Source organism: Spirulina sp. 06S082 (assembly GCF_034932145.1).
Taxonomy (GTDB): domain Bacteria; phylum Cyanobacteriota; class Cyanobacteriia; order Cyanobacteriales; family Spirulinaceae; genus CCY15215.
Window position 1 is genome coordinate 1 of the sequence record NZ_JAYGHV010000017.1, and the last position, 26,934, is coordinate 26,934.

Below are 26,934 nucleotides of genomic sequence, written 5' to 3' on the forward strand. Positions count from 1 at the left end.
TTGATATTAGCGATCGCAAGCGGGCAGAAGAAGCCTTACATATCAGCGAACGGCGACTCGATGGCATCCTCACCTCCATAGAAGATGTCGTTTGGTCCGCCGTCCTCCTTGAAAACGCAGAAACCGCAGCCGAAGGTATTTTACTCATTTACCTCAATCAAGCCGCCGAAACGATTTACGGTCGCCCTGTCAGCGAATTTTTTCAAAATCCCAATCTCTGGTTTGATATCGTTCACCTCGAAGATCGGGCGCGAGTCAAACGCCAGATGCAAGTGTTAATGGGAACCGGAGTTGCAGAAATCGAATACCGCATCCTCCGACCCCAGGGAGATATGCGCTGGCTCTACTGTCGCAGTCGTTTAGTCCATGATGAAGATGGGAAACCCAGCCGCATTGATGGCATTAGTAGCGATATCACCGATCGCAAGCAAGCCGAGGAGAAATTGCGCCACAGTGCCTTTTACGACTCCCTCACAGACTTACCCAACCGCGCCTCATTTATCGATCGCCTCTGGCATACCATGCGTCGCGCCAACCGTCGGGGGGGATATTTATTTGCCGTTCTCTTCCTCGACCTCGACTGGTTTAAAGTCATTAACGACAGCTTGGGGCATAGCCTCGGCGATCGCCTCTTAATCCAACTATCTCGGCGTTTAGAAAGTTGCTTGCGTCCCAGCGATACCTTAGCCCGACTGGGGGGAGACGAATTTACCATTCTCCTCGAAGAACTCCAGGATCCCCAAGCCGCTATTGAGATTACCGAAATGATTCTTGATAGTTTGCGATCGCCCTTCGATCTCGACGGTCACGAAGTTTTTACCAACACCAGTATCGGCGTTGCTTTCTCGCGAGTGCAATGCAGAGAAAAGGGGACATCTTCTTGTTCTGCCATTATTTACGATCGCCCCGAAGATTTTCTGCGGGATGCCGATACCGCCATGTATCGCGCCAAAGCCCTCGGTAAAGGGCGCTATGCCATCTTCGACAGCAATATGCACGCCTCTGCCCTCGCCCGTTTAAAACTGGAAACCCACCTGCGGCGATCGCTAGAACGACAAGAATTATTTGTTTGCTATCAACCCATTATCTCCCTCAAAACCGGAAAATTAACCGGATTTGAAGCACTAATGCGCTGGCAACATCCCGAAAAAGGATTAATTTCCCCAGTCAAATTTATTCCCATCGCCGAAGAAACCGGAGAGATCGTTGCCATTGGTGCTTGGATTTTACAAGAAGCAACCCGACAACTTCAGCTTTGGCACGAGCAATTTCCCTATTATTCATCTTTAACCATGAATATTAATCTTTCTGGCAAACAAATTCGCGAATCTGATTTCATCAAAACCATTGACCGGACCTTGGTGCAAACGGGGCTAAAGGGAACATCCCTGAAATTAGAAATTACCGAAAGTGTCTTAATGGATAACGTTGAGGCTGCCACGCAAATGCTTTTAGCCCTGCGCGATCGCGATATTCAACTCTGTATTGATGACTTTGGTACCGGTTATTCTTCCTTAAGTTATCTGCATCGTTTTCCCGTTAATACCTTGAAAATCGATCGCTCTTTTGTCAAGCGGATGAAACCCAATGGCAAAAATTTAGAAATCGTCCAGGCGATCGTCTCTCTCTCCCGTGCCTTGGGCATGGATGTCGTCGCAGAAGGCATTGAAACCGAAGCACAATTAATACAACTCAAAGATTTAGGCTGCGAATTCGGTCAAGGCTATTTATTCTTTCATCCTCTCACTAAAGATGAGGTTGAAGACGTTTTGAAGAAAGGTTAAGGGGTAAATCATTAATTTCTCTCTTCTCTTGCCTCTTGATAATTGTCTTCTCCCCCTTGATAATTGAGGTTGGGGGAAGGAACAAGCGAATTGCCCCTCTCCGAACTGTCGATCGCTGATAACTTATAACGGAATATATGCCTTTATCGAGACGCGCTAGTGGAATTTTGCTGCATCCTACCTCACTCCCCGGTCGTTTTGGGATTGGGGACTTAGGACAAGAAGCCTATCGTTTTATCGATTTCTTAGTCGAAAGCGGGCAGCAGGTGTGGCAAATCTTACCCATCGGACCGACGGGATACGGAAACTCTCCCTATCTTTCCTATTCTGCCCTGGCCGGAAATCCGCTTTTAATTAATTTGGAATGGCTTGAGTCTGAGGGACTGTTAAGCGCGACGGATTTGGCAAATTTACCTGAGTTTAAGGGCGATCGCGTTGATTACGATCGCGTTATTGCCAGCAAAATGCCCCTGTTAAGAAAAGCCAGTCAAAATTTCTTCACCCTCGCAACTTCAGAAAAAGTACAAGCCTTTGAAATCTTTTGTCAAAAACAGGCTTATTGGTTGAACGACTATGCCTTATTTATGGCAATTAAGGAAGAATTCCAAGGGAAAAGTTGGTATCAATGGGACAAAAAACTCGCGAAACGCGATCGCGATACCCTGGCCACCTATCGGGAACAATTGCAGCCGGAAATCTTTTTCCATCAATATGTACAATCGGAATTTTTCCGGCAATGGTCTACTTTGAAGGAATATGCGAATCAAAATGGCGTGGAAATTTTTGGGGATATTCCCATTTATGTTGCCCATGATAGTGCCGATGTTTGGGCAAATCCAGAGATTTTTCGTTTGGATGAGGAAACAGGAGAAGCGGAATTAATGGCTGGGGTTCCACCGGATTATTTCAGCGAAACGGGACAACTCTGGGGCAATCCTGTTTATAACTGGAAGGTATTAGAAGAAACTAAGTTTAAATGGTGGGTTAAGCGTATTGAGGGAATGCTGAATTATGTCGATCTGATGCGAATCGACCATTTTCGCGGCTTTGAGGCTTATTGGGCAGTACCCCAAGGGGAAAAGGTTGCCACGAATGGGGAATGGCTGAAGGCCTCCGGACGAGAATTTTTCACGATTCTGAAGGAAGATTTAGGAGAGTTACCCATTGTGGCAGAGGATTTGGGTGTCATTACTCCAGGAGTGGAAGAATTGCGCGATCGCTTTGAGTTTCCTGGAATGAAAATCCTCCATTTTGCTTTTGATTCGGGAACGGATAATGGGTTCTTACCTTTTAATTATCCCCATAATTGTGTTGTTTATACGGGAACTCACGATAATAATACAACGGTAGGTTGGTTTGAGGTGCGATCGCCGGAAGAAAAGCAGCGTGTTTGGGACTATTTGGGGGGAGAAGCAACGGAGGAGATTCACTGGGCTATGATTCGTTTAACTTTATCTTCTGTTGCTAAATTAGCCATTATTCCCCTTCAAGACCTCTTGGGATTGAATGAAGAAGAAGGACGCATGAATCTTCCTGGCCGTGCCGAAGGAAATTGGGATTGGCGCTATAATCCCCAACAATTGACCTCCGAAATTGGCGATCGCCTTGCTAAGTTAACTGAAGTGTACGGTCGCAGCCCAGAACAAAAGGAAGAAGAAGAATACTAAAACTAAAAGGAGAAAGATTATCCTTTCTCCTTTTGTACTTACTAAAGTTTTCACGCTCACTAAAATACTTTAACTTAAACGTTGGCGCAATTCTCGAATCGCTGTCCCGGTGCCGCGATCGCCAGCAGTTTCAAAGACAGAAATGGCGATCGCGTCTAGGAGTTGCGCGATCGCATTTCAGGGATGGAGAGATGCGATCGCATATAGTAAAAATATTAGTTCACAAGCGATCGCTACTATGCCATTAAAAGTTACTACCATTCAAGCCCCCGACGGAGAGAAAATCTATATCCAATATGATGAATTCGACAGTGATGAATTACAGGCTGTGGGTGCATCGGATATTTTGGATGATATTCAAGCGCGTACCGATCGCTTAAAATCAGTTATATCGAGTACAGTGAAGGGCTATTCGCAAACGATTCTCTCAAGTATTAAGGATGCCAGCGAGGAGCTTAAACCAAGTAAGATCACGTTAGAATTCGGGTTACAATTGGGGGGCGAAACGGGGATTCCTTTGGTGACGAAGGGGACTGCTCAGGCAAATGTTGCAGTGACGATTGAATGGGATTTGAGCGATAACACTTGAGATAGCTTGAGGTTAGCTGATGGCTTACTATAGCATCGATCGCTGTCGAGAGTCGATGGTGAGGATTTTGAAGGGCGATCCCTCCGAAACATTGCCCGATCGCGCATCGACTGCGGGATCGGGGTTTATCATTCGCGATGACGGGTATTTAATTACCTGTCATCACGTTGTTTATCAGTTGGAATGTCTTTGGGTTGAATATCAAGATAAACCGTATAAGGCGAAATGGTGTGAGGAATATTCGGATCCAGATGTTGATATTGCGATTCTGAAAATTGAGATTCAACAGGCGATCGCTGTTCCGATTATCAATCCCTCGCAGTTAGAGACAAGCGTTACAATTTATGGGTTTCCCGATAAGAAATACTTTTCTGGAGGCTATCCGGTATCAGGACAAGATATTCAACTCAGTACAACATTAGATGTATTGGAAACTTATCAAAATAAGACAGTGACAGGCGATCGCGCTTGGAATATTTTACCTCAACCGACTGCGAAGTTTCTTTCTCACAAAATTGATACAAAGGTAGAACCGGGAACGAGTGGAGGGGCTGTAATTGCTGAAGATTTGGGCGGTATTGTGGGGATTATTCAATGCAGTAATAAAAATGGCGATCGTCAAACTTACTGCATCCGTTGGGACAATATTACGAGGCAGTTGGAGCAACTGAATTTAGAGCCGAAGCAGCAAGTTATCCGTCAGTTTTTAGAGGAGATTGAGGAGAAAGTTAAATATTTGCGCTTGTTTCACGTTCCCCAAGAAAGAATTTTATTGCAAGAGCAGTATATTGAGATTCAGGTGACGCTAGAACGGAAGTTTAGGCATGAGTTTGAAACGATGCGAGGTTATGCGGAATCCGAGATAGATAATCAACGGATTTATGCGTTAAAAGGGATGGGACAGGAAAAAGAAAGAACGCAGGTTAATTGGCAGGAAGCGAGAAAAGAACATCAAAGAATGGTCGTGCTTGCAGATCCGGGGATGGGAAAGTCTACTTTATTAAAACAGGAAGCATTGACGGTTATTTCTCGCGCAAAGGAGCAGTTAGAGGGCAATGAGAAAACAGAAAAAATTATCATTCCGCTATTATTTCGCCTATCGAAGTTAGCGGAGAGCAAAAAAACAATTCTGGAGCGCATTTTTGAGTTATTGAAAGAAGAATATGGGGAACAGTGGGACAGGTGGAATCGGCAAGTTAGTTTTGAATCGTTGTTGCGGGAGAAGTTAAAAGCGGGGACTTGTTTGCTGTTATTGGATGCTTTGGATGAAGTGCCGAAGGAGCAGCGTTTGGGGTTAAAGGAACGGTTAAATCGGTTTGCGAAACAGTATCCTTGTGCGATTATTTTAACTTCGCGGATTGTGGGTTATGATGGTTCTTTTGTCAATAGTGGGAAGGATGTGGAAATCGTTCCCTTTGGACAAGAAAAGACGAGTCAATATATCGAATATTGGTTTAAAAATGCTGAGGGATATTTGCAGGATGAAACGGTTTCGGCGGAGGGTTTGATGGCGGAGTTGGAGCAAAAGCCGCAAATTCAAGGATTAGTGCAGAATCCTTTATTGTTGTCGTTATTATGCAGTTTATATCAAACGCAAGGATTGATTCTTCCGGCACGTCGCACGCAAGTCTATCAGCAAGCGGTGAATTATATATTGAAGAATTGGAGTCGGGAGAATGAACGAAAGTTACAGAAAAAGGGTTGGATATTGGCAAAAATTGAGTTATTGGAGTTTTTGGCATATCGCATCAGTTGTCAAAATAAGGAGGTTTTTCAGTTGGAAGATGTGCGGGAAAGTTTGCGGGAATATCTGGAAGATGGGAAAGCGATCGATTTTCAAAAAGTGACACCTGCCGATTTATTGGAGGAGTTGACGGAGGAGGATGGCATCATTCAAAAGTTATCGAGAGATGGGAATGAATATTTATTTCTCCATCGGACTTTTCAGGAATATTTAACGGCGGCTTATTTGAAAAGTGAAATTGCTAAGAATCAAAAACAAGGTATTGCTTTAGTTAAAGAACATCTCTGGGAATATGATTGGCACGAGACGATTAGTTTAGTAGCGGGTTTACTAGAAGATCCGATCCCGCTTTTACAGTCAATTCTCCGAGAAAAAGATGATATTTTTAAAACACTATTGTTATTAGCAGGATCGTGTATTGTTGAATGTAAAAATATCTCTCATCCCCTAATCGATAAAATCATCGCTCGAATCGTTCGATTTTGGCGCTCTTATCCTGATGCTGAATTTATTGAATCGGTTTTGATTTCTTTGGGAAAAATAGAGCATTTACAAGTCATTGAACTTTTAATTGCCGCTCTCAATCACTCGGATGAGTATGTTAGAAGGAGTGCAGCCGATGTGTTAGGAAAAATGGGCAATGAGAGAGCAGTAGAGCCTTTAATTGCCGCTCTCAATGACTCGGATGGGTCTGTTAGAATGATTGCAGCCTATGCGTTAGAGGATATGGATAATCCAGAGATTTTGGAGAAATTAATCCAAAATTGGCAAATCGATATCTATCGACGCGATATTTTTCCTCTTGCTCGACGATTCGCCGTGCGCTACAGTCGGAATAACTACCCTTTTATTCCCGTTTATCCGCAGTTCGTTCGTTTTTCTTATTCTCCTCTCCTCGCCTTCACCCATCGTCAATTCCAACGCTTCAAGCGGTTTTTAAAAACTTGAAAGCCCGATCGCACCCCGAATACAATTAAGGCTCAATCTTTGGTAAACTATCGGGACAATCTCAAGGAACAGAAGGAAGCAAGCAGACAACCTCTGCTCAATGGTCGCCACATTCAAAGTCTAATGAAATCCTCTTTTTCCGCATCCCCTCCCCAAGCCCGTCAAACAAAAGAACAATTTGCCCATCCTGAAGATTATCTTTCTTTTGAATTGGGCAAAGCAGTACAGGAGTTGCCCCCACTCTATAGTCGTTTGTTGGCGGGAACCATTAGCCTGTTGGTTTTTAGCGCGATCGCCTGGGCGCATTACAGCAAAATTGATGAGGTGGCTGTTTCCCAAGGAGAACTTATTGCCTCGGTTCACGTCCGTCCGGTACGTTCCCTCAAAGAAGGAATAATTAGTGAGGTCAAGGTCAAGGAAGGAGATAAAGTCAAGAAAGGATCGGTATTAATTCAACGGGATTCTGTCCTTCCCCAAGCCGATATCGATCGCCTGACTAATTCTATGAAATTAATCGAGCAGGATATTGCTCGCTTAAGTGCGGAATCGCAAGGTAATGTCACAAGCGGCACCCCTCTACAAGACCGTTTAAGCCTTGCTCGTTTGCAAGATTTTGAGAGCCGTCGCGTGACCGCCATTGCCCAAGCTAAACGCCAGCAAGCGGCGATCGAAAGTGCTAAAGTTCGTCAAGTACGCTTGCAAGAAAATTTGGTCAATGCTCAAGAGAATTTAGTTAATGCAAAAGTGAGTTGGGAAAATAGTCAAAAACTGATCGCACAAAGTCAAGAACGCTTACAGTTAGCACAAGAACGAGTTTCTTCTTTAGCAATCCTTGCAGAACAAGGAATTATCCCTCGTTTGGACTATCTCGAGGCTCGCGAACGAGTTGCAAGAGCAGAAGCCGAAGTGACTCAAGCGCAAAATGAACTCACTCAAGCCAGCGATCGCATTACCGACGCGAAAAATAAAGCAGATTCCTTGGTTAAAGATATTGAAGGCCAAGAACAGGAAATCCGACAAACAGAACAGGCTTATCGTGCGGCGATCGGTCAAGCGCAACGCTTGGGAGCCGAACGACAAAGTGAAATTTTGACGCAACTCAACCAACGAAAGGAGGAATTAACTGCGGCCAAAGGTCAATTGGAAAAAGTTAAAAAAGAGCGCACGGGGGAGACGATTATTGCCCCTGCTGCGGGAACGGTTTACAATCTCAAAGCTACTTTGGGTCCAGTCCAAACAGGAGAGGAATTACTATCCATTGTTTCGCAAGATGAAAACTTGTTTTTAGAAGCAAAGGTATTAAATCGGGATATTGGTTTTATTGCTCCCGGTATGAAAGTTAAAGTTAAGATGGCAACATTTCCTTTTCAGGAATTTGGTACAGTTGATGGCGAAGTTGTTAATATAAGTCCGAATGCTATTACTGACGAACAGTTAGGATTAGTGTTTCCTACACGGATAGATTTGTTTCAATATTCCAAAATGGTGCGAGGACAAGAGGTAGTTTTTACCCCTGGGATGGCAGCAACTGCGGAAATTGTCACGCGAAAAAAATCCATTTTGACTTTTTTAATCGAACCGATTACTCGCCGTTTTAATCAAGCCTTTTCTGTCAGATAGTTAGGAGTTGATAGTTGATAGTTGAGAGTTGATAGTTGATAGCGGGGAAAAGATAATTGGTAATTGGTATTAGTATTCTTTTTATGTTCTTTTTAAAGCAAGGGTTTTAGTACCTTCCAAGCCTCGATCGCCCTGCCTTGTAAGAGGGCTGCAATGCCATATAAGCCCTGAAACTCGGGGATATCGGGTCGCAGTTTGAGGGCAGGTTTTAAGGCTGTCTCAGCCGCTTTTGGATGCCATTGGTAGAGATGAATAAAGGCGAGATAAGCATGAACAAATGGGTTGTTAGCATCAAGACGGGAAGCCATTTGCATTGCTTCTAAAGTTCCGGAAGCATCTTCTTGTAATGCTCGCGCTAAAGCTAATCCATAGGTTAAATTTAATGGTGTGGGAAAAGGACAATTCGAGAGGGAAGAACAGGTATTTGTTTCTATTTTTTCCTGTAAACGATATTCTAATGTTTTCTCTGCTTGGACTAAATAATCTTGCTGGGGATCGTATTGATTGAAACGCCCTATTTGCTCGAAAATTGGCTCTAATCCTTCAATTCCTTTCGGTAATTCTAAGGCTAAAGTTCGCAATTGAGTCACAAAATCTAATTCGGGTGCGGGAGAAGGGGTTGCATTAGGATTAATGGTTAGGGTAATGGGAGGGACGGAAATGGGATAAGTTTCTCTTGTTTTTGGGTTTAAATAAATCGCTTCAAGGGTATAATTTTGGGGAATAATTGACTCGGGGGGAAGCATGGCTGTGCGTTCGATGACGCGAAAAGAATCGAATTGTTTGTCTTTGGGTTGAGGGTATAATAGCCCCATACCAATACCGCGATCGTGCAGCCAAAAGGAATTATTTTCTCCTGTTACAGGTCGCCATTTTAAGAGTAGCAAACCATTTTGGAGATCCTGCCAATATCCTGACCATTCATAGGTGACGGGAATGGGAATTCCTGGGGGGGTTTCAGCAGGGAGTAAGATGCGATCGAGTTGCACTTTTTGGCTGGAAGAGGCGATCGCTTCTATCGTAACGGGAGGATTTTTGCGATGATAAAGAGATAGAGTTTCCTTATTGGGGAGTTTCCATTGTTTTTGCAGTTTAAAATCTGGGTTTTCCGGTAGACTTTTTGCTAAAGCAAGTTGAGTCTCTTTTGTTAAACCATTATCTCCAGTTTGGGTCACAAACCAATTAAGAGATCGCGCATCTTGTGCAAGTTGTTCTTCTCTCGATCCGGTTTCTCGACTATAGACTTGAAAATCAGCCAAAGCACCGAAATAATTAATGGTATTATGATTGATACTTTCGGTACTGGTAATCGTTCCTACTGTTGCTTTGAGATAGGGTTCTACTGCGGTAATTTCGGCAATAATTTGCGAATTTGGATAGCGATCGCCTAAATAAGTTTGCAAGGGAGGACTGGGACTTAATAAGTTAGCAATGGGAGTCATTCCTGGAATAGGAAATATTTTTACTAACATTAAAATAAAGGCTAATCCAATAGTAACTTGGCGCATAAATTGCCATTTTCCTTGCCATAAAGTTAAGCAATAACCTAGAAAAACAGCAACTATCGGTAAAGCAGGCATAATAAAGCGAGGGTCTTTATTATAAATTGCCGAACAAATTAAATAAGACCCGAAAAAATAAAGCGCTAACCATGCAATAGAGGCGATCGGTAATCGATAATTCTTCAGAGAAGAGCGTTTTAAGAGTTTTTTACAAAGATATAAGAGTAAGCCAACAAGTGGAAAAATAATCAGAACCCAAGATAGCGATCGCGGCATCAAATCCCAATAATACAGCCATGCTTTTAAGGTATTAAGTGCCGGATCTCCTTCACTCGATGCTGGGATAGCATTGGCATTTTGAGAGGTACTAAATAGATAGATAAAATTCGTTCGATACCAAGTTCCCCAAAGGAGTGTAGAGATGAAAAAACTACTTATTAATTGAACAAGTTTCTCCCATTTTCTTTGCCATAAATAGCGAACTGCCAAATATAAGACAGGAAAAAAAAGAAAAAAGAGAACATTTTGTTTAGTCATCAGTCCTAGACCCAAACAAAGTCCTAAAATAAGCGTCCATAACCAACTCTTTTGGCGGGATTTTTGTTGACTCCAAAGGGTTAAACAGCAAAAACAAGCAACAGTAAAAGCCGTAACAGGAATATCGAGAAGATATTGCAAGCGCCAGCGATAAAGTTCTGGCATAACAACACAAAAAGCGGCGGCATAAATTCCCGTTAACGGATTAAATAAATGTTTACCTAAATAATAAACTGAGAGGAGAATAATACCATTATAAAGTAAATTGACGAGTAATGCTTGGTCTGCACCTTTGCCAAAAATCTGTTGAAAAGGAACTGTTAAAATATAGGTTAAAGGGGGATATTTATGGGTTAGCGTCCAGAAATAATTCCGCCATTCTCCATCCCAAAAACGAACATTTTGGAAAGCATAAAGATAGTTGAGAGAACCTGTTAAATGATTGCTTTGATCCCATGCAGGAACTGTGCGATCTAAGGCGATCCAAAGGCGATCGCACCATGCAGAGATTAACCAAATAATACCGACAATTTTAATCGCTTGAGAATGGGTCAAAGAATTTTGCTTTTTCAACATAAAAACTGATATTTGTCAAGTCTCCTTAGAATTTCTTAATCATTTTCAGATGCGGAATACCTGCTTCGGTAAATTGTTCCCCTACAGGTTCAAAACCGAGTTTGAGATATAGTCCTTTAATGTACAATTGTGCGTTGATTATCGCTTGTTTTGCCTGTTTTTGCACGGCACGTTCTAATACAGCCTGCATCAATTGCTTACCAATGTTTTTGCCTCGTGCTTCTTTTAAAACAGCCAGCCGCTCAATTTTAGCAGTTTGCGGCTCTAAAAATCTCAACCTTACCGTTCCAATCGCTTTTCCTTGCCAATATGCCAAAAAATGTTCTGCGGTTTCATCTTGTCCATCAAATTCAAGTTCAAAAGGAACATTTTGTTCCTCTTGAAAAACTTGCTTGCGAATGGATTCTAATATTTGCCGTTCTTCTGAATAAGAAACAATTTTTATTTCTAAGTTACTCATAATAGTTTACCTCTTTTTTGTTAACCAACAAATAAGCCAACATATTTCCTTTTCCTTTGATCTCGATCGCACCGCGTTCTTGAAAAAGATAGCGATCTTGTAAACAATTATAAGTTGATTGAGTGACTTGAATTTGCCCTGGAATTCCGTGGGATTCCATCCGACTGGCTATATTTACAGCATCTCCCCAAAGATCGTAAATAAATTTTTTCGTGCCAATAACTCCCGCAACAACAGAACCTGTATTCATGCCGATCCGAATCCTTAAATTTTGCTGATGTTTTTGTTCGATCGCCTTCAATTCTTCTATCATATCTAGTGCCATGTTGGCAACAAGAGCAGCATTATCTGCTTTGGGAATAGGTAAACCTCCAACAACCATATAGTTATCGCCAATAGTTTTGATTTTTTCTAGATCGTAGCGATCTGTCAGGCGATCGAAAATTGAGAAAATTTCATTCAGTAAACTGACCAATTCTTCTGGAGACATTTCCGATGATAATTGAGTAAACCCGACAATATCAGCAAATAAAATTGTGACATTATCATATTTTTGAGCAATATTCTTTTGCCCTTCCTTGAGGGATTTTGCAATTGATTTTGGTAGAATATTTAAAAGCAATTGTTCTGATTTTTCTTGTTCGTGACGGATCATTTCATCGGCTTTTTTTCGCTCAACAATTTCCGATCCAACTCGCAAAAACATTTCCTGAAATGCGTTCATCACCTCTCCAAGTTCATCTTGGCGATCGCTTTGAAAAGATTGTAACTCTATGTTGGTGCGATCGTGACTTAATGCGTCTCCAGCAAGACGAAGATCGTCTCGCAAGCGTAAAATGGGAATAATGACAATATAGCCCACAGCGATTATAGTTACAATCGTAACAAATGCACCAATAATAATCACGAGAATAGAAATGCGAAAAATATATTGATATAATTGACTCTGTATCTCTCCAGCATTATGACGAATGATTAATACGCGATCGATTCCTAAATATTCTGGCGACAAAGCAGCATCATAGTACAAACCATCGGGGCTGCGTTGAGTTCTTCTCTTTTCTTCTTTAAAATCGGAATACGTTAACTGAGGAGGATTACCAAATTCTTGTTTATTTTTTCCATTGCCATCGTACATTGTTAATCCTGAAATAAGTTCAGATTCATCAACAAGAGATGTGATTTCTTGTTCCCATAAATCTGATTTCATTTCTTTTTGCGTGAGGATAATAATTAAGTTGATTTTGGCTTTTGCTAAATTTTCTAATTGTTGTAATAAATCTTGTTCTTCTCGATGATAAGAGGGAATTAAAATCAAAATTTCAATTGTAAGAATAGCGAGAAAAACCCAGTAGCTAATATAACGAGATAATCGCGCTTTAAATAAAGAATGACAAGCAAAGAAAAATTTAGAAGGTATCATATTTTATCCAAATTGCTCTCAAATAAAATAGGTAAATTAATTACAAGCTACTTGCATTTTGCTAGAGTTTCCGGAAAATATTCTCTCACATTGTTTCTAATCGGCGTATATCGGCAGTGAAGTTCATCCCCTTTCCCCTTCATCCTCAGCTTGAGAATAGTGTTTCACCATTAACAAACAATTGCGGCCGTCATCAGTGCGGGTGGATGTGACAAAATCCATACCCTGATAGATAATAATTAAACCTCGACCTCCCCCCGAAAGGCTATCGTTAGCCTCTAAAGCCTTTTGAAGACGAGCATCAAAATCGAAGGGGGGTGCAAAATCCCAAATGCGTAGCTCTAATTGATGGGGAGATAGCGTGGCCTCTAAATCAATGGGAGTATCTCGAGGCAATCCTTGATGAGCGTGGCGAACAACATTGGTAAAGGCTTCAATTAAGGCCAGCTTGCACTTGATCCTATCAGTTTTTGCGAGGCAGACAACACAATGGCGATCGAACCACTCTTGAACTTGGCTCGATTGCTCTAAATCAGTGAAAACTCGGAGGGAAAATTTTTGTTTGTCCAACAGTTTATCGTCCTCGGCGATCGCGATCGACACTCTCGAGCAAAGGTTTGATTATTCCCACGACTCCAGCTTTGCACTTTGTTGGGGAATTCTTGGTTTAGAATGACCATAAGATTCTAACTTTTGGGGAGCCAATTCGCCAAGACCGCCAAAATCGGAGAATTTTGTTTATAGACTAGCCTACAGTAGAACTGAATCTTGACTTTCCCAAACCACTGATTCTTTTAGCTTATACGACCTGAACGATCGCACCCGCTATGGCTCGAATTTTAATCGTTGACGACGACCCTGCGATTCAACTGTTGCTCAAGCGTACTTTGACTCATCAAGGTTATGAGGTGTCAGTCGCCAGCAATGGCTTAGAAGGATTGACCATGGCCAAGGAGCTTAACCCCGCATTGGTCATTTGCGATTGGGTTATGCCTCGCATGAATGGTATTCAAGTTTGCTCTCACATCAAAGCGATTCCCGAACTTTCTACCACGTTTTTTATTTTGCTCACTTCTAAAGGATCGGTGGAAGACCGAGTAGAAGGTCTGGATGCGGGAGCCGATGATTTTTTGTGCAAGCCTATCGAAATGTTTGAACTACAAGCACGGGTGCGATCGGGGTTACGGCTACACCAACTTAGCAGCGATTTGCAACAGCAAAAACAAATTCTCGAAACGGAATTAGCTGAAGCTGCTGAATATGTTTGTTCTATTTTACCTGAGCCTCTGAAAGATTCAGAAATTGCTATTGATGTGCGCTTTATTCCTTCGAGTCAATTGGGTGGAGATTGTTTTGATTTTTATTGGTTGGATAACGAACATTTGGTGATGTATTTACTTGATGTTTCCGGTCACGGTTTGCGGGCGGCACTCCCTTCGGTTTCGGTGATTAATTTATTGCGATCGGAAAGACTTATCCAAGTTGATTATCGCAAGCCGAGTGATGTTTTGCGCGGTTTAAATGAAACTTTTCAAATGACCCAGCGAAACGATAAATATTTTACGATTTGGTATGGGGTATACAATAAAAAAACGCGCCAATTGGTTTATGCGAGTGCCGGACATCCTCCAGCAATATTGCTTTCTAGCGATGGGTTTGCAGAAGGAGAAATTCGGGTTGAATTTTTAAAAACTCCCGGTTTTCCAATTGGAATGTTTCCCGATGTAGACTTTGAGGAAAATACTTGGAAAATCGCTAAAAATGCGAGTTTGTATCTTTTTAGCGATGGAATTTACGAACTCGATCTTCCCAATGGGGGGATGTGGGGTTTGGATGAGTTTATTGAAGAGTTAAAACAATATTGTCAAAAAGGCGATCGCCATCTCGATCGCATTATCGATCGCGTCAAAGAGATCAATATTAAAGATCGCTTTGATGACGATCTTTCTCTGGTTGAAGTTCAATTTAATTGAATCATTAAACTGTATCTTGTAAAACCATTGCTACTAATTGTTCTAAGCAGGAGGGATCTCGATGAGGGTATAATTTTTTAATCGGAATTTCTCCCACTAAACGAGTTAAAATGGCAAATTCTGTCTTTCTCAAATCGCGATCGAGGAGATAATTGGTTGAAGTATTGGCAATCAGCGCGATCGCCGCTTGTTGAGGAGAAACTGGCTCAATTCTTGGTGCATTGTCAGATTGTCTCCCCCCCAAAAGATAAAGGCAAGATAAGGGTAAAGGAGTCGATTGAAATGTATAATTTTCCTGCATTAAATCTAAGTAACTTTTGTTCCAATTTAGGTTAGTGGGAACAATAGGAGGAAGGCGATCGCGGCTGCCATAAAGGAAATTCACAGACTCCGGCCACAACCGCAAGCGAGGGTAAGCAGGACGCACAAAAGGGGTATTTTCCTGCCAGTCTAGCGCCACTACATCATCGGAAAGGATAGGATAACCGCGTTGAGCAAAAGCCGCCGCCGTCGTGGATTTTCCCGCCCCTGCTGCCCCGATAAAGGCGATCGCGCTATCTTGTAAGGCGATCGCGCTGGCGTGCAAGCAAAGAACCCCTTGCAATCGCAACACAAAAGCGAGAACAGGTCCCAAAAGATAAGTTGCTGTATCCTCTAAAGTGAGAGAATCCGGCCATCTTGCCCAAATCTGTAAAGGCGATCGCTGAATCAAAAACTCAGTTTCATCGCCATATTGCCAATAAAACCGAGTTCTTGTCTCTAAAGGCTGAAGGCGATCGAAACAGTGCCAAACTTGTAAATTAGGCTTTCCCGTATCGCAGTTTGTCGAACTGACATACCATATTTTTCGCTCAAATTGTGTTAATGAGGGAAAAACACCTAAATGTACATTCACGAATAGAGACATTGCAGACAACGTCTCTACATTTGTTAAAGGAACTAAACCTGGAATGGGAAGATTAGCGGATAAAGTCAGGCCATAAACCCGATAAGTAAACTTCCTTTTACCCATTTTTAATTGGTTTTATTGGGAACAGCATTCATTCCCCCGCCATCCGGTGAAGTTCCTTCAACGGCAAAAGTTTGAGTTAAAGTTTTGATATCCCCGTATAGTTTCAACTGAGGTTTATGATAGGGTTGTCTAGGATTTGGGTTGATTGACATTGTTGCTTGCTCCATAAAAATTCTCCTTTGTCTGTCTTAACAAATCTTTTTCGTTTTTGGAAGAGAAAAATAAAATATCTTTTCCTCAAAACTGTTGCAGCCAATGCCCCAAACCGAGAGGGCGCAAACTACACCAAGCTGTATAAATATCCAATTTTTCCCGACGGGTCACTTGTAGAAGTTTTTCTACATCTACATAAGCATTTATAGCATCGATCGCCTTCAGTTCGTCCCAAGGTCGCTGACCTGCTTGCAGAAAGGTGTAAAACGGTTGTCCGGCGAGGGGTGTTTTTGGGCGTTGTGCGATCGCGGCGGGCAGATCCTGGCGATCGCCTTGTCCTGTGCGCCAAGATAGGGTTGCTCGTTCTAATTCCTTATTAATAAACCACGGGAAGGGGGGGAGAGAGAGTAAATAGTTCAAAAGGCGTACATCCAAAAAAGGGAAGCGTACTTCCAGAGGAATTCTGGTAAACCCAGGATCGGAAGCCTCAAAATTGAGCATCCACATGGGTTGCAGTAAATCTTGATAGGCTTGGGGGCGAAAGGGATGGGGAGATTTTGCTGGGGTTTTAGTACTGCGAAGGCGATCGCGCAACTGCAAGCGCTTTTCAAAATCGCGATCGAACCAGTCCAGATAGCCGTCATCCTCGTTATTTTCCCTTTTCCAATGCCGACCCTTCCCTAAAATTCCCGTTCCCCATTGGGGCTGCAAACCCCGTTTCAGACAATCTGCTAAATCTCCCAATAGGGCGATCGCGGGCATTTTTCCCCATAAATCCATCACTTTTGAGGCGCGTAGGGCTTCGTCTGCTCCTTCACCATACAGCCCGATACGACTGTGTTGGGCGATTTGTCGGTACTGATGGTCATCTTGGAGGGGAAAAGGATTGAGACAGGGTTCTGGGGTTTGTAGGTGGGGAAGTTCTCGCCCTTGAAAGAGTTGGTAATCGTCAGCGACGAGGTAGTGGAGGGGCATTTCGAGGGCATCGGCGGCTAATTGAGCGTATTTTTCTTCGCGATCGGGGATGCGATCGCGGTAAATGACGGTAAACCCTTGCAGATCGAGGTTAAAGTTGTTACTTTTTGCAACATCAAGGGCAGTTGCGGCCATATTGGTCGAGTCGAGGCCGCCACTAAAAAAGATGCCTACTTTTTCGGTTCGCAGGCGATCGCCTATTGCTTCATCTAACAAGGTTTGAAACTGTTCGATGTAGGTTTCTGGCTGTCGATAGCGCATCATTTCTGGGACTGGGAGAGTCCAATAACGGCGCAGAGAGAGGCGATCGCCAGTAACGGTGAGAGAATGCCCTCCCGGTAGTCGTTGAATGTCTTTAAAGGTCGTTGTGTGCGGGTTATGATTGAACCCGAAAAGGAGAAAATCCGCGATCGCCTCTTCATTGAGATGTTGAGAAACAGCAGGATGCAAATGCAAGCAGTTGAGGGTGTTACTGAAGAGAAATACATCCCCCAGATTGGCATAAAAGAAGGGCTTGACCCCGATGCGATCGCGGGCGCAAAATAATTTTTGAGCGCGATCGTCCCAGATCGCAAAAGCAAACACTCCCAACAAATGTTCTAAGCAATCTTCTCCCCAAATTTGATAAGCGTGGAGGAGGAGGAGGACATCGGGGGAATTTGCGGCGATCGCGCATCCTTGCCCGCGCAATTTGCCGATGAGTTCCTTGCGTCCATCGAGGCGAAGATCAGCCGCGATCGAGGTTTTGCCGTCTAGGGTTAGAGGTTGTCGTTCTGCGATCGACTCATCGGTAGTGATTAACAGAGTATGACCCAAACCGATATGATTTTCACAGTAAACATTCTGCCCATCGGGTCCGCGATCGGCGATCGAATTCGTTAAAGTTTGAAGAAGTTGGCGATGCACCGGCTGGCGATCGCGCTGAAAAATCCCGCAAATGCCGCTCATTTGATAGTTGATAGTTGATAGTTGAGAGTTGATAGCGGTTTATTATTTGGAAATTTTGCCGTAGAGACAAACCTTGTCTCTATTGTTACAGGAATTCTGCGAGGAAGTCTAAGCTGCTTTCATCAAAAATATCAAAAGGATCGTCTCCCCAAACGGGTTCGGGCCAGAGTAATTTTAAGGCTGTGCAAATATCTTCATGAATGATTTCGATATCGTCTTGCTCGAAAATTTTAGCTAAGGCTTTCAGATCGCGTTTCCTCAGAGGCGTTAACTGAGCGCCATAATATTCTCCCTCATAGATTGCTTGTTCGGCACGCCAAGAAGGACGAGTTGATTTTCTCGTCGATTTCCTCAAGGCTCGTTCTGCTTCCACTCTCGAGCTAAAGCGAATCAGGTCAACGGGAAAAGCTCTGCTGTCTTGACTGGGAGAGGATACTGGCATGAGTTAAAGGGGATCTGCCTGCGAATACTTCACGGCACGAAGTTAAAAAATGGTTGGCTTTTTGGTAATTGGGCTGGATTCCTGACGTTATTCACTAACCATTCTATTATGCCCGTTCAATTTCTCGAAAAAATGAACGAGGTCAAAACATAACCAATAACAATCTAAAGACCAAAGATTTTGGCGATCGCAGGCATAATATTCTTACAAGTTTCGGCTATCGCCACTCAATTCATTAGCGCGATCGCACAACTTGCAAGAACTCCTGAATAGCCTGGGGTTGCGATCGAGGGCGAATATATTCTGCGAACAACTGCCAATCCAAATCCGGGAAAAACTGGCTTTTAAGGCTTTCTCCATAAGCATTTCCTCGCAGATCGTAGAGAGTCAGGCGATCGCCTTGCCAAATTAAAACCTCTGGAATTCCCAATCCCTTGTAAACCGACAGTTTATCTACTCCTCCACTGGTTAAATTAATCTCAACGGCAAAATCAGGGAATTCTTTAAACTGACCAATACAGTAACATTCATCCGGTTCTAGCCCTCGCCCGAGAGCTTCTCGTCGAAACGTTGTCGATCCATATCCATGCAAAGGAATCTCAACCTCCTCAGCATAACGTTCCAAAAGTCTGGCGATCGCCTTTTTGAGGAGTTCGTGTTCTGGAGAAGGCATAAAAATCTCTAAGGTTCCCTCTAAATAGATGAGTCGTAAGCCATGATAGTCCCCTAATGTTGCCAACAAACTCTCATATTGTTGCCACTTTATGTTAGGTAAGACAAACCTTTGTTCTTCAATGTTAGAGAAGGAGTCGAGTAGAACCGTCATCTTCTTTCAGTAAATCGGCAGGATATCTTATCTGTAATGATAAAGGAACAGATTGGCGATCGCGCTACCTCCAGCGAAATTTCCGGCGATCGCGTAGCACTCATCTAAAATAAGAAAAAACTTGTTCCCCAACAATGAACGAAAAATCCCAAAAATTAACCTGTGAAATCGAACTCAAACCCGGTGAAACTTTGACATTGCCAAAATCACTTATTGCCTGTATTGGTTCGGGGCGTTGGGTTGTCACCATTGAACCAATTTCTACAGCAAATCGCAATCATAATGCTTTTTTGAACAGCTACTCACCAGAAGATGAAGGGTTATATGACGACTATCCAAGCCGGTGAATTTTGGGTCGCTGATATTCCCTTTACCAGTGGTGGGGCTACCAAAAAGCGTCCTGTTTTAGTATTATGGCTCGATAGGGAAGATGTAATCGTCGCCGCAGTCACTTCTGCATCACCCCGAACGCCAACGGATATTTTGTTGAATGATTGGAAAACAAGCGGTTTGCGAGTTGCTTCTACCGTTCGTTTATTCCGATTGGATTGTTTAGAGCAATCTTTGCTGTTATTTCGCCTCGGACAAATTTCGACCACCGACGGAGAACGAATTAAAGAGGCATGGGAAATATATGTTAAACCCAGATTTTGAAACGCGATCGCGCTACCTCCAGCGAAATTTCCAGCGATCGCGTAGAATTTTGGAGAGGGAGGGTTTGGAGACCAAACCCCTACTTTTAAAATAATTAATTTAAGAATACCGATCGCAATTATTAGGTAATGCAATTGTTTGAAGAACGAGAACACCAAAACACCCCCGACGATCGCCTCTCAACCATCGCAGGAAAAAGCGATCGCCTACATCCAGACCCGGAAACAAAGGGAGATCGCCCTCCCCGAGGAAGTGGTTTACTTCCCGTTTTGAAGAACACGCGTTTCCTGATTTTGTGGCTCGGCCAAATTTTCTCGCAACTGGCTGATAAGGTTTATATCGTCCTCATGGTTGCTCTCCTCTCTACCCATTTTCATGTGGGGGAAGACCATATCGGCACTTGGGTTTCGGCGATTTCCATTTCGTTAACGATTCCTGCTATTTTATTTGGTTCCCTCGCAGGAGTTTATGTCGATCGCTGGTTCAAAAAAGATATTTTAGTCGCCAGTAATCTGTTACGAGGGGCATTTGTTTTCGCGATTCCCCCTCTACTTTGGCTCTCTAACGACTGGGGAAGCCTGTGGGGAGTCCCTTGGGGCTTTTGCTTACTCCTGATCGTTACTTTGTTTGTTTCTACCTTTACTCAGTTTTTTGCCCCTGCGGAACAAGTGACCATTCCTCTCATCGTTCAACGCGATCGCCTTCTCCCCGCGAATTCCATTTACGCGACGACGATAATGGCTTTATTAATCCTCGGTTTTGCGGTTGGGGAACCTCTCCTCGCCCTCAGCGATCGCCTAGTGAGTCATATTTTTCCGAGTTGGTCTTTTGGTCAAGAAATCTTAGTGGGAGGAGCCTACACGATCGCCGGTATAATTCTCCTCTTCCTCAAAACTGGGGAAACCAGGGATACCAGCGATCGCGAACATCCCCACCCTTTCCAAGATATCGGGGAAGGTCTCCTCTACCTAAAAGAAAATCACCGAGTTCGCAACGCTATCATTCAAATTACCAGCCTTTTTTGCATTTTCGCTGCCTTAACGATTTTAGCGGTTCCCCTAGCGGCGGAAATTCCCAGTATTAATGCTCAACAATTCGGCTTTTTGGTCGCTGCTGGAGGTGTTGGTTTGGGACTGGGGGCGGCAATTTTAGGTCAGTGGGGACAGCATTTCCGCCGCATGAAACTAAGTTTTTGGGGTTTCATGGTTTTGGCGATCGCCCTGGTTGGCTTATCTTTTAGCGATCGCTATCTCATCTCAGCATTACTGGCCATGGCCGCTTGTGGTGGCTGTGCGGCGACGATTTATGTTCCCATGCAAACCACCGTCCAAGCGGAAACCCCAGAAGAAATGCGCGGTAAGGTATTCGGATTACAAAATAATGCGGTCAATATTGCTCTTTCTTTGCCCCTAGCCCTAGCGGGTGTAGCTCAATCCTTATGGGGATTACGTCCGGTTTTATGGGGTTTAGCTGTCTTTGCGATCGCAACAGGTTTTCTCAATTGGTATATTTCCCGCCCAAGCGTGCTAACATCAAGCCAAGTTAAGAAATCATAAGATTTCTGAAAATCTATTTCGGACTATCTGTTTCTCTTTATTACTGTTAAAAACATTGAACTCGAACGATTGAATGCACATCGCTTGGCTGGGAAAAAAATCACCATTTTGCGGCAATGTCACCTATGGTCGCGAAATCGTGAACGCATTGCTGAATCGCGGACATCGCGTTAGTTTCCTCCACTTTGCTCAAGAAGACTTTGTGGATAAAACTTGGCGATCGGATTGTTCAGAAGTTGTTTTGCCTTTCTTGTACAAGTCGCAGGTTTATACCATTCCTACCCTGCGATCGAGCCAAATTTTAATGCGATCGCTGAAGAAACTCAAACCAGATATCGTCCATGGGTCTCTGACTCTCTCCACCCTCGATTTTCGCCTCCCGGAGATTTGCGAGGAACTTAATATTCCCCTGATTGCCACGTTTCACCCTCCCTTCGATAGCAAACTCCGCAATCTCAAATCCAGCACGCAATTTATCACCTATCAACTTTATGCGCCGTTTTTAGCGAACTACGATCGCACCATTATTTTCTCAAATCTACAAAAAGATTTACTTATACGCTTGGGGGTTCCCGAAAAGAGACTCGCTGTGATTCCCAACGGGGTAGACGTGCAGAAGTATTCCCCCGGTATCTCCCATTTTAGAGCCAGAGTGAAGGCCGATCGCCTTTTTGTTTATATGGGTCGCATTGCGACAGAAAAGAATATTGAGGCAATGTTAAAGGCATGGAAACTCTCCAATATGGGGCCGGGGTGCAAGTTAATTCTGGTGGGGGACGGACCCCTGCGATCGATGTTAGAACCGTTTTACGGTATTGAGGATGGCATTATTTGGCATGGGTTTGAAAGTAGTGAAGAGAAGCGCATCGAAATTCTCCGGGCTGCTGATGCGTTTATTTTACCTTCTCTGGTTGAAGGACTATCTCTGTCATTATTAGAGGCAATGGCCTGTGGGGTTGCCTGTATTGCTACAGATGCCGGTGCTGATGGGGAAGTTTTAGAAGGGGGAGCAGGTGTTACTATCGAAACTCAAGGGGTGACAACACAATTAAAAACTTTGCTTCCTATTTTTCGCGATCAGCCAGAATTAACTCAACTTCTTGGTTATAAAGGCAGACAGCGTGTTTTAGAACGGTATACTCTCAGTCGTAATATCACCTGCGTAGAAAAACTTTATGGGGAGGTATTGCAATTGAAGCCCATGCAGTTGAGTCGCTGGGCTTAATTTCAGTTTCACCCCCAAACATGATTGATGATGCTCATATAGAGGGGAATGCCAATGATAATGTTAAAGGGGAAGGTGAGGGCTAAGGCCATGCCGATATACAAACTGGGGTTGGCTTCGGGTACTGTCATTCGCATCGCAGCAGGTACGGCGATATAAGAAGCACTCGCACAGAGAATGGAGAAGAGTAAAGCATCCCCTTTTGATGTATTGAGAATGCTGGCGATCGCAATTCCCACTACAGCATTAAAGATGGGCATAAACACGGAAAAACCAATTAAAAATGAGCCACTTTTCCGCAAATCACCAATTCTTCTGGCTGCAACTAACCCCATATCTAATAAGAAAAAGGTTAACACGCCGTAAAACATTTCTCCTGTAAAGGGTTTTAAACGATCCCAACCCTGTTGACTGGTGACAAGTCCGACAAATAAACTACCTAGTAGTAAGAAAACATAGCCGTTTAAAAATGCTTCCCGCAGGACTTCTCCCCAAGAAAAAGTATTATCTCCTTTACTTTTGTCGGAAAAAGTTCTCACTAGAATAATACCAATGATAATCGCTGGAGACTCCATTAATGCCAAAGCTGCAACCATGTGACCGCCGAAAGGAATGGGGGGAACTTGTTGCTCTAAAAAGGAACTGGCAGTCACAAAAGTAACAGCACTAATCGAACCGTAAGCCGCCGCGATCGCACTAGCATTATAGGCATCCAATTTAATTTTCAGAATAAAAAACGAATAAATTGGTACAATTGCTGCCATCAAGATTGCACTGATTAAAATAAGAGCAATTTCTAGATTAATGCCGCTTTCGTGAATTTCGTGTCCTCCCTTAAAACCAATAGCAAATAATAAATAAAGCGAGAAAAGTTTCGGTAAAGGCTGAGGAATTTCTAAATCGGATTTGAGAAACACTGCCGTCATACCGATGAAGAAAAACAGCACCGGCGGATTGAGAATATTAGAAAGAATGAGGCTAGTATTCAAAACTTAAGAAATTTAGATGAAAATGGGTAAATCGCGGCTTTTTATCTGTAAAATTACCATAAAGTTTATCATAAGTATCAAAAAGTATTAAAACTTTACATTGTTAACTTGACATCTGGAGTAATTCAAGAATATGCACCTCGTAAAACGGTTAGAATTCATTGCTGACGAACAGGAAATGCACAAAATCTTGGCAGTATTGGACGAGATAGGAGTACCCGGTTATACAGTGATTCATAATGTTACGGGCAAAACTCCCAGAGCAACAGTTGCTGACGATCTACCGATCGCAGGTTTAGGAAATGTGTATGTCATCTGTTGTTGCGATGAGTCATTCATTCAACCTATTCTCGAAAAAGTGCGCCCTCTTCTGAATAAATTTGGGGGGGTTTGCTATCTTTCCGATGCGATGGAAATTCGCTCGATCAATTGTGTTGCTTTATAATTATTATAGGCAGTATAAAGTTAGTAGTCAAGTAGATAAATATTGGAGGTTCGAGCCATGATTCGCGATTGGGGTTTGTGGGAATTAACCGATGAAGATTGGAATGAGTTTGTACCAGTGCGCGATCGCCAGAAAAAACCAGAGGATTCTGCCAAAACTCCCCCAAGGAAGGAGAAGGAATCATTAGCACCCATGACGGAAGGAAAAACTAGCGATCGCCTTGCTTTTGCATCAGAAGAGGAGGAACTCGAGTCTGGGAAAGTAACATCGAAAAAGCCTGCTGTTACAGCAGATGAATTTATGACAGTTGAGGTTGAGAAATCCCCAAAACCAAAAGATATTCCAGTATCTCCTCCCATTCAGCAAGAATTAGCTCAAAAGAAGTTAATTGAGAAAGAATTAGTTCAAAAAGAAGAGAACTTAGAACCCATACGAGTTACATCTCCCAAAGTCTCTCAAACCCCCAAAGTTGATCGGCGTGAAGTCCCAGAAATTCCCGTATCAACTCCCGCACAAATCCCTCAAGATACAGGTTTTGAGACAGTGGAAATGAAAGAAGAGATAAGTTCTCCCGATTCTGTTCCCGTTAGTTTAAAACAGCAACAGGAAACCACTGTAACATCTTCTCAGACCAATTCTCGCGATCGTTCACTTTCTCAAACAATTTTAACAGTTGAAGACTGGAATATAACGGTAGAAGAAATCGTACCTTTACTGGAAAAATATCAATTATTGCCCAAATTAGTGCGGGAAATTATTATCGATCGCGCCCTCACTTCCATTGCTTGTTCCCCAGAAGAATTAACCCAAGCAATGGAGGGATTTTACCAACAACAGCAGCTTAATTCGCCACAAAAATTGCAAGCATGGTTGCAACAAAAACAAACAACAACAGAACAAGTACAAAATGCGATCGCGCGAAGTCTAAAATTAGAGAAGTTTAAAGAACAAACCTGGGGCGATCGTTTGGAGTCGTATTTTCTGGAATCTAAACCCCAATTAGATAAGGTTATTTATTCCCTACTTCGTACCCAAGATGTAGGGGTGGCACAAGAACTTTATTTTCGCATTCTGGAAGGAGAAGCAGAGTTTAGCGATTTAGCCAAAGAGTATTCTCAGGGAATAGAAGCGAAAAATGGGGGAATGATTGGACCTATTTCCTTGAGCAAGATTCATAATACTTTAAAAGAGATATTTCAACGCAGTCAACCGGGACAATTATGGAGTCCGCAATATATTGATAATTGGTTTGTTATCGTGCGTTTAGAACAGTTTGTTCCTGCAAAACTAGATGAAGAAAATCGCAGACAATTGCTTGACGAACGCTTTTCCCAATGGTTACAGGAACAATATCAACACGTTAAATATGAATAAGATTTTATGCTCTTTCTCAAACGTCGTTTTTTCTTGATTCTGCTGTTAATTTGCAGCCTTACATTAACTTTATTTTTTGGGACTTCTTCAGTTATTAGTAAAAGTCCAACAGAAATTCTCTGGGATACATGGGGAGTCCCCCATATTTTTGCTCGAGATACAGAGGGAATGTTTAAGGCTTTTGGCTATGCTCAAATGCAGAGTCATGGAGATTTAATTTTACAACTTTATGGACAAGCACGAGGACAAGCGGCAGAATATTGGGGAGAAGAATATTTAGAATCCGATCGCTATATTCGCAGAATGGGAATTCCCGATCGCGCCCAAGTTTGGTATGAGGAACAAAGTCCCGAAATCAAGCAGTATTTAGAGGCATTTACGACGGGAATTAATCTTTATGTCCTAGAACATCCAGAAGCAATTCAAGATAAGTTTAAAGCCGTTTTACCCGTGACTGAGAGAGATATTTTAGCTCATCTTCAGCGCGTGATTCATTTTAATTTCTTGGTTAGCGATCGCGAAATTTCTACTTGGCAAGGATCGAATGCTTGGGCGATCGCACCCTCTCATTCAGAAAGTGGAAATGCACTTTTACTGGCTAATCCTCATTTATTATGGCAGGATTTTTATCTACTTTATGAAGCACATTTGAATGCTCCAAAGATGAATGCTTATGGTGCAACTTTAGTAGGAATGCCTGCTTTAGTGATTGCTTTTAATGATAATCTTGGCTGGTCCCTTACAGTTAATCCTATTCAAGGAAAAACTTTTTACGATCTAACTCTAGCAGATAATCAATATCGATTAGATGGGGTTATGCGTCCTTTTCAAATAGAACAACAAACAATTAAAATTAAACAAGATGATGGCAGTTTTAAAGAAGAAGAATTAAATATTTTGCGATCGCGTCATGGTGTTATTATTAAAAAAGAAGCAAAAAGCGCGATCGCCTTGCGCGTTGCAGGTTTAGAACATCCTCATTTAGTCGAACAGTTTTTAAGCATGGCGAAAGCGACAAATTTAGATGAATTTGAAACATCTATTTCTCAGTTACAATTACCCATGTTTAATATTCTCTACGCAGATAAAGCGGGACAAATTGCCTATATTTTTAACGGTTTAGTGCCAATACGAGAAAGAGGAACGTGGCAAGATTGGTCTAAACTTGTTTCAGGAGATACAACGAACACATTATGGACACAATACCATCCTTATGAAGATTTACCTCGCTTAGTTAATCCTGAAACTGGCTGGTTGCAAAATACAAACGATCCGCCTTGGAGTAGTACCTTTCCCGAACAACTCGATCCGCAAGATTATCCCCCTTATATTGCTCCTCAAAACTTGGGTGAATCTCCCAATATTTTTCGCACCCAACGTTCCCTTAAAATGCTTTTAAAGGAGGAGAAAATGAGTTTAGAAGAAATGATCCAAGCCAAATTTTCCTCTCGCTTAGAGTTAAGCGATCGCCTCCTTGACGAATTGATTGTAGCCGCAAAGATTCGTAATACT

Annotated in this window: 23 protein-coding genes; 13 read left to right on the forward strand and 10 right to left on the reverse strand. The window is 42.7% G+C overall.

Annotation, left to right across the window (positions count from 1 at the left end):
• From VB714_RS02940 to VB714_RS02960, 5 genes are all read left to right on the forward strand, one after another.
• A partial coding sequence (locus VB714_RS02940; protein ID WP_323221011.1) for a putative bifunctional diguanylate cyclase/phosphodiesterase occupies nt 1-1,784 on the forward strand: 1,784 nt, incomplete at its 5' end.
• A gap of 137 nt (nt 1,785-1,921) precedes the next feature.
• A complete protein-coding gene (gene malQ / locus VB714_RS02945) occupies nt 1,922-3,451 on the forward strand; it encodes a 4-alpha-glucanotransferase (protein WP_323221014.1) in 1,530 nt (509 codons plus the stop codon).
• 142 nt (nt 3,452-3,593) lie between these two features.
• Nucleotides 3,594-4,040, forward strand: coding sequence for a CU044_2847 family protein (locus VB714_RS02950; protein ID WP_323221016.1), 447 nt, complete (start codon nt 3,594-3,596; stop codon nt 4,038-4,040).
• 19 nt (nt 4,041-4,059) lie between these two features.
• A complete protein-coding gene (locus VB714_RS02955) occupies nt 4,060-6,732 on the forward strand; it encodes a HEAT repeat domain-containing protein (RefSeq protein WP_323221018.1) in 2,673 nt (890 codons plus the stop codon).
• 123 nt (nt 6,733-6,855) lie between these two features.
• Nucleotides 6,856-8,352 (forward strand): HlyD family efflux transporter periplasmic adaptor subunit, encoded by a 1,497-nt coding sequence (locus VB714_RS02960; RefSeq protein ID WP_323221020.1) that lies wholly within the window; start codon nt 6,856-6,858, stop codon nt 8,350-8,352.
• A 92-nt stretch (nt 8,353-8,444) separates the two neighbouring features.
• Here VB714_RS02960 and VB714_RS02965 read toward each other — a convergent pair whose 3' ends face one another.
• The 4 genes from VB714_RS02965 to VB714_RS02980 all read right to left on the reverse strand — a co-directional run bounded on the left by VB714_RS02965 (nt 8,445) and on the right by VB714_RS02980 (nt 13,420).
• Nucleotides 8,445-10,967 (reverse strand): phospholipid carrier-dependent glycosyltransferase, encoded by a 2,523-nt coding sequence (locus tag VB714_RS02965; RefSeq protein WP_323221022.1) that lies wholly within the window; start codon nt 10,965-10,967, stop codon nt 8,445-8,447.
• Nucleotides 10,968-10,992: 25 nt separating this feature from the next.
• Nucleotides 10,993-11,427, reverse strand: coding sequence for a GNAT family N-acetyltransferase (locus VB714_RS02970; RefSeq protein ID WP_323221024.1), 435 nt, complete (start codon nt 11,425-11,427; stop codon nt 10,993-10,995).
• A complete protein-coding gene (locus VB714_RS02975; RefSeq protein WP_323221026.1) occupies nt 11,420-12,850 on the reverse strand; it encodes an adenylate/guanylate cyclase domain-containing protein in 1,431 nt (476 codons plus the stop codon). Before VB714_RS02975 ends, VB714_RS02970 begins: the two co-directional genes overlap by 8 nt.
• A 123-nt stretch (nt 12,851-12,973) precedes the next feature.
• Nucleotides 12,974-13,420: an ATP-binding protein gene (locus tag VB714_RS02980; RefSeq protein ID WP_323221028.1), complete on the reverse strand. Its 447-nt coding sequence runs from the start codon at nt 13,418-13,420 to the stop codon at nt 12,974-12,976.
• Between the two features lie 257 nt (nt 13,421-13,677).
• Here VB714_RS02980 and VB714_RS02985 point away from each other — a divergent pair, with 257 nt between their 5' ends.
• Complete coding sequence (locus VB714_RS02985; protein ID WP_323221030.1) at nt 13,678-14,823, forward strand: PP2C family protein-serine/threonine phosphatase; 1,146 nt, start codon at nt 13,678-13,680, stop codon at nt 14,821-14,823.
• Nucleotides 14,824-14,827: 4 nt separating this feature from the next.
• On the opposite strand, the gene VB714_RS02990 is transcribed toward VB714_RS02985, so the two are convergent.
• The 5 genes from VB714_RS02990 to VB714_RS03010 form a co-directional block, all read right to left on the reverse strand.
• Nucleotides 14,828-15,835: a hypothetical protein gene (locus tag VB714_RS02990; protein WP_323221032.1), complete on the reverse strand. Its 1,008-nt coding sequence runs from the start codon at nt 15,833-15,835 to the stop codon at nt 14,828-14,830.
• 2 nt (nt 15,836-15,837) lie between these two features.
• Nucleotides 15,838-15,987 (reverse strand): hypothetical protein, encoded by a 150-nt coding sequence (locus VB714_RS02995; RefSeq protein WP_323221033.1) that lies wholly within the window; start codon nt 15,985-15,987, stop codon nt 15,838-15,840.
• 85 nt (nt 15,988-16,072) lie between these two features.
• Nucleotides 16,073-17,911, reverse strand: a complete 1,839-nt coding sequence (locus tag VB714_RS03000; protein ID WP_323221035.1) for an asparagine synthetase B family protein — start codon at nt 17,909-17,911, stop codon at nt 16,073-16,075.
• Nucleotides 17,912-17,996: 85 nt separating this feature from the next.
• Nucleotides 17,997-18,353, reverse strand: coding sequence for a hypothetical protein (locus VB714_RS03005; RefSeq protein ID WP_323221037.1), 357 nt, complete (start codon nt 18,351-18,353; stop codon nt 17,997-17,999).
• A 235-nt stretch (nt 18,354-18,588) separates the two neighbouring features.
• The gene (locus VB714_RS03010) at nt 18,589-19,179 is read right to left on the reverse strand and encodes a Uma2 family endonuclease (RefSeq protein WP_323221039.1); all 591 of its coding nucleotides are present in this window, start codon (nt 19,177-19,179) and stop codon (nt 18,589-18,591) included.
• Between the two features lie 134 nt (nt 19,180-19,313).
• Here VB714_RS03010 and VB714_RS03015 point away from each other — a divergent pair, with 134 nt between their 5' ends.
• The 4 genes from VB714_RS03015 to VB714_RS03030 all read left to right on the forward strand — a co-directional run bounded on the left by VB714_RS03015 (nt 19,314) and on the right by VB714_RS03030 (nt 22,614).
• Nucleotides 19,314-19,526, forward strand: coding sequence for a hypothetical protein (locus tag VB714_RS03015; protein WP_323221041.1), 213 nt, complete (start codon nt 19,314-19,316; stop codon nt 19,524-19,526).
• Nucleotides 19,504-19,833, forward strand: a complete 330-nt coding sequence (locus VB714_RS03020; RefSeq protein ID WP_323221042.1) for a type II toxin-antitoxin system PemK/MazF family toxin — start codon at nt 19,504-19,506, stop codon at nt 19,831-19,833. Before VB714_RS03015 ends, VB714_RS03020 begins: the two co-directional genes overlap by 23 nt.
• A gap of 128 nt (nt 19,834-19,961) precedes the next feature.
• A complete protein-coding gene (locus VB714_RS03025; RefSeq protein WP_323221044.1) occupies nt 19,962-21,389 on the forward strand; it encodes an MFS transporter in 1,428 nt (475 codons plus the stop codon).
• 73 nt (nt 21,390-21,462) lie between these two features.
• Nucleotides 21,463-22,614, forward strand: a complete 1,152-nt coding sequence (locus VB714_RS03030; protein WP_323221046.1) for a glycosyltransferase family 4 protein — start codon at nt 21,463-21,465, stop codon at nt 22,612-22,614.
• 8 nt (nt 22,615-22,622) lie between these two features.
• On the opposite strand, the gene VB714_RS03035 is transcribed toward VB714_RS03030, so the two are convergent.
• Complete coding sequence (locus VB714_RS03035) at nt 22,623-23,603, reverse strand: sodium-dependent bicarbonate transport family permease (RefSeq protein WP_323221048.1); 981 nt, start codon at nt 23,601-23,603, stop codon at nt 22,623-22,625.
• Between the two features lie 133 nt (nt 23,604-23,736).
• On the opposite strand from VB714_RS03035, the gene VB714_RS03040 reads away from it, so the two are divergent.
• From VB714_RS03040 to VB714_RS03050, 3 genes are all read left to right on the forward strand, one after another.
• A complete protein-coding gene (locus VB714_RS03040) occupies nt 23,737-24,048 on the forward strand; it encodes a P-II family nitrogen regulator (protein ID WP_323221050.1) in 312 nt (103 codons plus the stop codon).
• Between the two features lie 57 nt (nt 24,049-24,105).
• Nucleotides 24,106-25,422, forward strand: a complete 1,317-nt coding sequence (locus VB714_RS03045; protein WP_323221052.1) for a peptidylprolyl isomerase — start codon at nt 24,106-24,108, stop codon at nt 25,420-25,422.
• Nucleotides 25,423-25,428: 6 nt separating this feature from the next.
• On the forward strand, nt 25,429-26,934 hold a 1,506-nt coding region (locus VB714_RS03050; RefSeq protein WP_323221054.1), incomplete at its 3' end, for a penicillin acylase family protein.

Excerpts from the sequence above, each read along its gene's own strand:
- malQ (WP_323221014.1), top strand. The coding sequence starts at position 1,922 with ATGCCTTTATCGAGACGCGCTAGTGGAATTTTGCTGCATCCTACCTCA.
- VB714_RS02950 (WP_323221016.1), top strand. The coding sequence starts at position 3,594 with ATGGCGATCGCGTCTAGGAGTTGCGCGATCGCATTTCAGGGATGGAGA.
- VB714_RS02955 (WP_323221018.1), top strand. The coding sequence starts at position 4,060 with ATGGCTTACTATAGCATCGATCGCTGTCGAGAGTCGATGGTGAGGATT.
- VB714_RS02960 (WP_323221020.1), top strand. The coding sequence starts at position 6,856 with ATGAAATCCTCTTTTTCCGCATCCCCTCCCCAAGCCCGTCAAACAAAA.
- VB714_RS02965 (WP_323221022.1), bottom strand. The coding sequence starts at position 10,967 with ATGTTGAAAAAGCAAAATTCTTTGACCCATTCTCAAGCGATTAAAATT.
- VB714_RS02970 (WP_323221024.1), bottom strand. The coding sequence starts at position 11,427 with ATGAGTAACTTAGAAATAAAAATTGTTTCTTATTCAGAAGAACGGCAA.
- VB714_RS02975 (WP_323221026.1), bottom strand. The coding sequence starts at position 12,850 with ATGATACCTTCTAAATTTTTCTTTGCTTGTCATTCTTTATTTAAAGCG.
- VB714_RS02985 (WP_323221030.1), top strand. The coding sequence starts at position 13,678 with ATGGCTCGAATTTTAATCGTTGACGACGACCCTGCGATTCAACTGTTG.
- VB714_RS02990 (WP_323221032.1), bottom strand. The coding sequence starts at position 15,835 with ATGGGTAAAAGGAAGTTTACTTATCGGGTTTATGGCCTGACTTTATCC.
- VB714_RS02995 (WP_323221033.1), bottom strand. The coding sequence starts at position 15,987 with ATGTCAATCAACCCAAATCCTAGACAACCCTATCATAAACCTCAGTTG.
- VB714_RS03000 (WP_323221035.1), bottom strand. The coding sequence starts at position 17,911 with ATGAGCGGCATTTGCGGGATTTTTCAGCGCGATCGCCAGCCGGTGCAT.
- VB714_RS03005 (WP_323221037.1), bottom strand. The coding sequence starts at position 18,353 with ATGCCAGTATCCTCTCCCAGTCAAGACAGCAGAGCTTTTCCCGTTGAC.
- VB714_RS03010 (WP_323221039.1), bottom strand. The coding sequence starts at position 19,179 with ATGACGGTTCTACTCGACTCCTTCTCTAACATTGAAGAACAAAGGTTT.
- VB714_RS03015 (WP_323221041.1), top strand. The coding sequence starts at position 19,314 with ATGAACGAAAAATCCCAAAAATTAACCTGTGAAATCGAACTCAAACCC.
- VB714_RS03020 (WP_323221042.1), top strand. The coding sequence starts at position 19,504 with ATGACGACTATCCAAGCCGGTGAATTTTGGGTCGCTGATATTCCCTTT.
- VB714_RS03025 (WP_323221044.1), top strand. The coding sequence starts at position 19,962 with ATGCAATTGTTTGAAGAACGAGAACACCAAAACACCCCCGACGATCGC.
- VB714_RS03030 (WP_323221046.1), top strand. The coding sequence starts at position 21,463 with ATGCACATCGCTTGGCTGGGAAAAAAATCACCATTTTGCGGCAATGTC.
- VB714_RS03040 (WP_323221050.1), top strand. The coding sequence starts at position 23,737 with ATGCACCTCGTAAAACGGTTAGAATTCATTGCTGACGAACAGGAAATG.
- VB714_RS03045 (WP_323221052.1), top strand. The coding sequence starts at position 24,106 with ATGATTCGCGATTGGGGTTTGTGGGAATTAACCGATGAAGATTGGAAT.